Annotated in this window: 4 protein-coding genes; all 4 read right to left on the bottom strand. The window is 58.6% G+C overall.

The annotated features are described in order from the left end of the window. Window positions 1–131: 131 nt before the first annotated feature. Window positions 132–2,243, bottom strand: a complete 2,112-nt coding sequence (fusA, locus tag ACNKU3_RS20610; protein WP_418261459.1) for an elongation factor G — start codon at window positions 2,241–2,243, stop codon at window positions 132–134. A 36-nt stretch (window positions 2,244–2,279) separates the two neighbouring features. Beyond that, window positions 2,280–2,750: a 30S ribosomal protein S7 gene (rpsG, locus tag ACNKU3_RS20615; protein WP_418261460.1), complete on the bottom strand. Its 471-nt coding sequence runs from the start codon at window positions 2,748–2,750 to the stop codon at window positions 2,280–2,282. A gap of 115 nt (window positions 2,751–2,865) precedes the next feature. Beyond that, the gene (gene rpsL, locus ACNKU3_RS20620; RefSeq protein ID WP_418261461.1) at window positions 2,866–3,237 is read right to left on the bottom strand and encodes a 30S ribosomal protein S12; all 372 of its coding nucleotides are present in this window, start codon (window positions 3,235–3,237) and stop codon (window positions 2,866–2,868) included. A 237-nt stretch (window positions 3,238–3,474) separates the two neighbouring features. Then, window positions 3,475–3,981: a DUF4124 domain-containing protein gene (locus ACNKU3_RS20625; protein WP_418261462.1), complete on the bottom strand. Its 507-nt coding sequence runs from the start codon at window positions 3,979–3,981 to the stop codon at window positions 3,475–3,477. Window positions 3,982–4,304 lie beyond the last annotated feature (323 nt).

Raw genomic sequence — 4,304 nt, forward strand, 5'->3', positions numbered from 1 at the left:
GGTCTTGCCGTGGTCAACGTGGCCAATGGTGCCCACGTTTACGTGCGGCTTAGTACGTTCAAATGTTGCTTTACCCACTTTTCAATTCCTCTCGTTTGATGGCGGCTGCGAGAGCCGCCGAACAATTTCAATTACTTGGTTGCGCTCTTGGCGATGACTTCCTGGGCGACGTTCGTCGGAGCCTCTGAATACTTGCAGAACTCCATGGTATAGGTCGCACGGCCCTGGGTCGCAGAACGGAGGTCGGTCGCGTAACCGAACATTTCCGCCAGCGGAACCTCGGCGGTAACTACCTTACCGGAGGGGTTTTCGCTCATGCCGCCAATCAGGCCGCGACGACGGTTGAGGTCGCCAACCACGTCACCCATGTTTTCTTCAGGGGTGACGACTTCGACAGACATGATCGGTTCCAGCAGCACCGCGCCACCGACTTCGGCCAGTTTTTTGGTGGCCATGGAGGCTGCGATCTTGAACGCCATTTCGTTGGAGTCCACGTCGTGGAAGGAGCCGTCGAACAGCGACGCTTTCAGGCCCAGCAGCGGATAGCCTGCCAGAACACCGTTTTGCATCTGCTCTTCGATACCTTTCTGGACCGCGGGGATGTATTCCTTGGGAACCACACCGCCGACGATCTCGTTGACGAACTCCAGGCCTTCAGCGGTCTGGTCTTCAGCCGGCTCGAAACGCACCCAGACGTGACCGTACTGGCCGCGACCACCGGACTGGCGAACGAACTTGCCTTCGATCTCGGTCTTGTTGCGGATCGCTTCACGGTAGGCCACCTGCGGCTTGCCGATGTTGGCTTCCACATTGAACTCGCGACGCATACGGTCGACGATGATGTCCAGGTGGAGTTCGCCCATACCGGAGATGATGGTCTGGCCGGTTTCCTCGTCGGTCTTGACGCGGAAGGAGGGGTCTTCCTGGGCCAGTTTACCCAGGGCGATACCCATTTTTTCCTGGTCCGGCTTGGACTTGGGCTCAACCGCTACGGAGATCACCGGCTCGGGGAATTCCATGCGCTCGAGCACGATAGGCTGGTCGATGTCGCACAGGGTATCACCGGTGGTGACGTCCTTGAGGCCAACCGCAGCGGCGATATCGCCCGCCAGTACTTCCTTGATTTCCTCACGGCTGTTGGCGTGCATCTGCACCATACGGCCGACGCGTTCCTTTTTCTCCTTCACGGAGTTGTAGATACCGGTGCCGGATTCCAGCTTGCCGGAATACACCCGGAAGAAGGTCAGGGTGCCCACGAAGGGGTCGGTAGCGATTTTGAACGCCAGGGCCGCGAAGGGCGCATTGTCGTCCGCCTCGCGAGTTGCCAGGGTTTCTTCCTTGTCCAGCAGGTGACCTTCGATCGCCTTTACCTCGGTGGGTGAAGGCATGTACTCGATCACGGCGTCCAGTACCGCCTGGACACCCTTGTTCTTGAACGCGGAACCACCGAGGACCGGGATGATCTCGTTGCGCAGGGTACGCGCGCGGATGCCGGCCTTGATTTCCTCTTCGGTCAGCTCGCCGCCTTCGAGGTATTTTTCCATGAGCTCTTCGGTGGCTTCGGCAGCCGCCTCGATCATGTACTCACGCATTTCGTCGACCTGGTCTTGCAGGTCGGCGGGGACTTCACCGTACTCGAAGGTCATGCCCTGGTCGGCTTCGTTCCACAGGATCGCCTTGTTCTTGACCAGGTCGACAACGCCCTTGAACCCGTCCTCGGCACCAATGGTCATCTGCAGCGGAACTGCATTGGCACCCAGGCGGTCCTTCAGCTGCTTGACCACGCTCATGAAGTCAGCGCCGGCACGGTCCATCTTGTTGACGAAGACCATGCGGGGTACTTCGTACTTGTTGGCCTGGCGCCATACGGTTTCGGTCTGGGGCTGGACGCCGGAGGAGCCGCACAGTACAACGACCGCGCCGTCCAGTACACGCAGGGAACGCTCTACCTCAATGGTAAAGTCCACGTGTCCGGGGGTGTCGATGATGTTGATGCGGTGCTCGTCGAACTGCGCATCCATACCACGCCAGAAACAGGTGGTTGCCGCAGACGTAATGGTGATACCGCGTTCCTGTTCCTGCTCCATCCAGTCCATGGTGGCCGCACCGTCGTGCACCTCACCGATTTTGTGGGAAAGGCCGGTGTAGAACAGAACACGTTCTGTAGTCGTGGTTTTACCTGCGTCCACGTGCGCGCAGATACCGATATTGCGGTATCGTTTGATGGGGGTTTTACGTGCCACGATTGACTCCCGATTGCTTGATAAGTGGGCAGATGATTAGAAACGGTAGTGCGAGAACGCCTTGTTGGCTTCCGCCATGCGGTGCACGTCTTCACGCTTCTTGACCGCGTTTCCTTTGCCCTGGGAGGCGTCGATGATTTCGCCCGCCAGGCGCTGGCGCATGGACTTCTCACCGCGGTTGCGCGCGTACTCCACCAGCCAGCGCATGGACAGTGCCACACGACGGGACGGACGCACTTCAACCGGCACCTGGTAGGTTGCACCACCGACACGGCGGGACTTCACTTCTACCATCGGCGCGATGTTTTCCAGCGCTTCGTCAAATACTTCAAGGGGGTCTTTTTTCAGCTTGTCCTGGACGATATCCAGGGCACCGTACACGATGGTTTCGGCTACGGATTTCTTGCCGCTGATCATGACATGGTTCATGAATTTCGCCAGGGTAACATTGCCAAACTTGGGATCAGGCAATACCTCGCGCTTGGCGACTACTCGTCTTCTCGGCATCTTGGGCCTCTCTATCTCTTCAGGTTAACCCGAACACCGACCTGCCACGAATGCGGGGGAGGCAGGGGTTCGGCCTTACTTACTACATTTCGATAAGCGTGGAACGCAGGTCGAATTACTTGGGACGCTTGGCACCGTACTTGGAACGACCGTTGCGGCGAGCTGCCACACCGGAGGTATCCAGGCTGCCACGCACGGTGTGGTAACGCACACCGGGCAGGTCCTTCACACGACCGCCGCGAATCAGAACAACACTGTGCTCCTGCAGGTTGTGGCCTTCACCACCGATGTACGAGGAAACCTCGTAACCGTTGGTCAGGCGCACACGGCAGACTTTACGCAGTGCGGAGTTCGGCTTCTTGGGGGTAGTCGTGTAAACGCGGGTACATACGCCACGGCGCTGGGGGCAACCCTGCAGGGCGGGTACGTCGCTCTTGTCGACTTTACGTTTCCTGGGCTTACGAACCAACTGGTTGATCGTTGCCATTCAGATAAAACTCCAAAAACTGGGATAAACATTTGGCGTTATAGCCGTTTCCTGTTGCCGGGTGATGACAGTCGGCGCCATGCAAAAACAGGACGCAAAATATCCCCCCGGAAAGAGGAGGCGGCATTCTATAGATGCCCTGCGCTGGAGTCAACATTAAATAGATCGAGTATCAGTGAGCCCCGACCATCAGGGCCGATATAAAAAACTGGCAATATGAATACCGGACCTGGCTGGCTAGCCGGAACAGCCCTCGGCGTCAGATTTGGCCTTGAGCCTTTCGACGTGGGCCTTCTGCTGTTCCGCGGAGACTGACTTCCCGTCCTCGCCGGCAAGGTAATAGCGACCCGGGCGACCGCCGAATTCCTGCATTTCCGAAAGGGCCTCTATTTCCCTGGCGTATTCGGCACACCGGGACGCCTTTGCCTGGTGGCGTTCCGCGCGGGCCCTTTCCGCCTCCGCCTGCTCCTCCAGTTGCTGCTCACGGGCGCGCTGCCAGCCTTCTGCCGTTTGCCGCCGCATCTGTTCCAGTTCCTGTTCGGAACGCGCCGGCGGTTTATAGGCCTCCGAGACAGTTACCGCCTCGATATCGTCTGCCAGGGCCGGGTCGCGGGGCTTGTCGCCAAAATGGACCTTGCCCTGCGCATCAACCCATTTGTAGATCTCTCCCGCAGGGGCGGGCTGAGCGAGGAGGGCCAGCAGGGTGAGGAAGCACAGCGGGAATCGGTTTAGCCGTTTGCGCATCGTTGTTTAAAAGTAACCGGGACCGGAATGCTTTTATATTAGCAGCCTGTGCAGGATGGTGGTGGAGGTGGGTTTAGTGGATCCGGGGTAGCGGATTACCGTAGGGGGTAACAGAAGTGAGTATCAGACGGCTCAAAGCAAATCGGGACGCCTGCGGCGCTTCCTCCCCGTTCCTGCGGAACAGGGTCGGTGAGTCTGGCGATGACCTACTCTCACATGGGGTGGTCCGGCACACCGGGACCCCACACGCATAAAAGCGGGTCTCCCCATGGGAGAGTATCGAACGGTACAAAGTAAAACGCCCCGACCATTACTGATCGGGG

Source organism: Haliea sp. E17 (genome assembly GCF_048323675.1).
In the GTDB taxonomy this organism is placed as follows: Bacteria; Pseudomonadota; Gammaproteobacteria; order Pseudomonadales; family Halieaceae; genus Mangrovimicrobium.

Bases quoted from the DNA above. Each gene is read 5' to 3' on its own strand.
- ACNKU3_RS20625 (WP_418261462.1), bottom strand. From the start codon at position 3,981: ATGCGCAAACGGCTAAACCGATTCCCGCTGTGCTTCCTCACCCTGCTG.
- rpsG (WP_418261460.1), bottom strand. From the start codon at position 2,750: ATGCCGAGAAGACGAGTAGTCGCCAAGCGCGAGGTATTGCCTGATCCC.
- rpsL (WP_418261461.1), bottom strand. From the start codon at position 3,237: ATGGCAACGATCAACCAGTTGGTTCGTAAGCCCAGGAAACGTAAAGTC.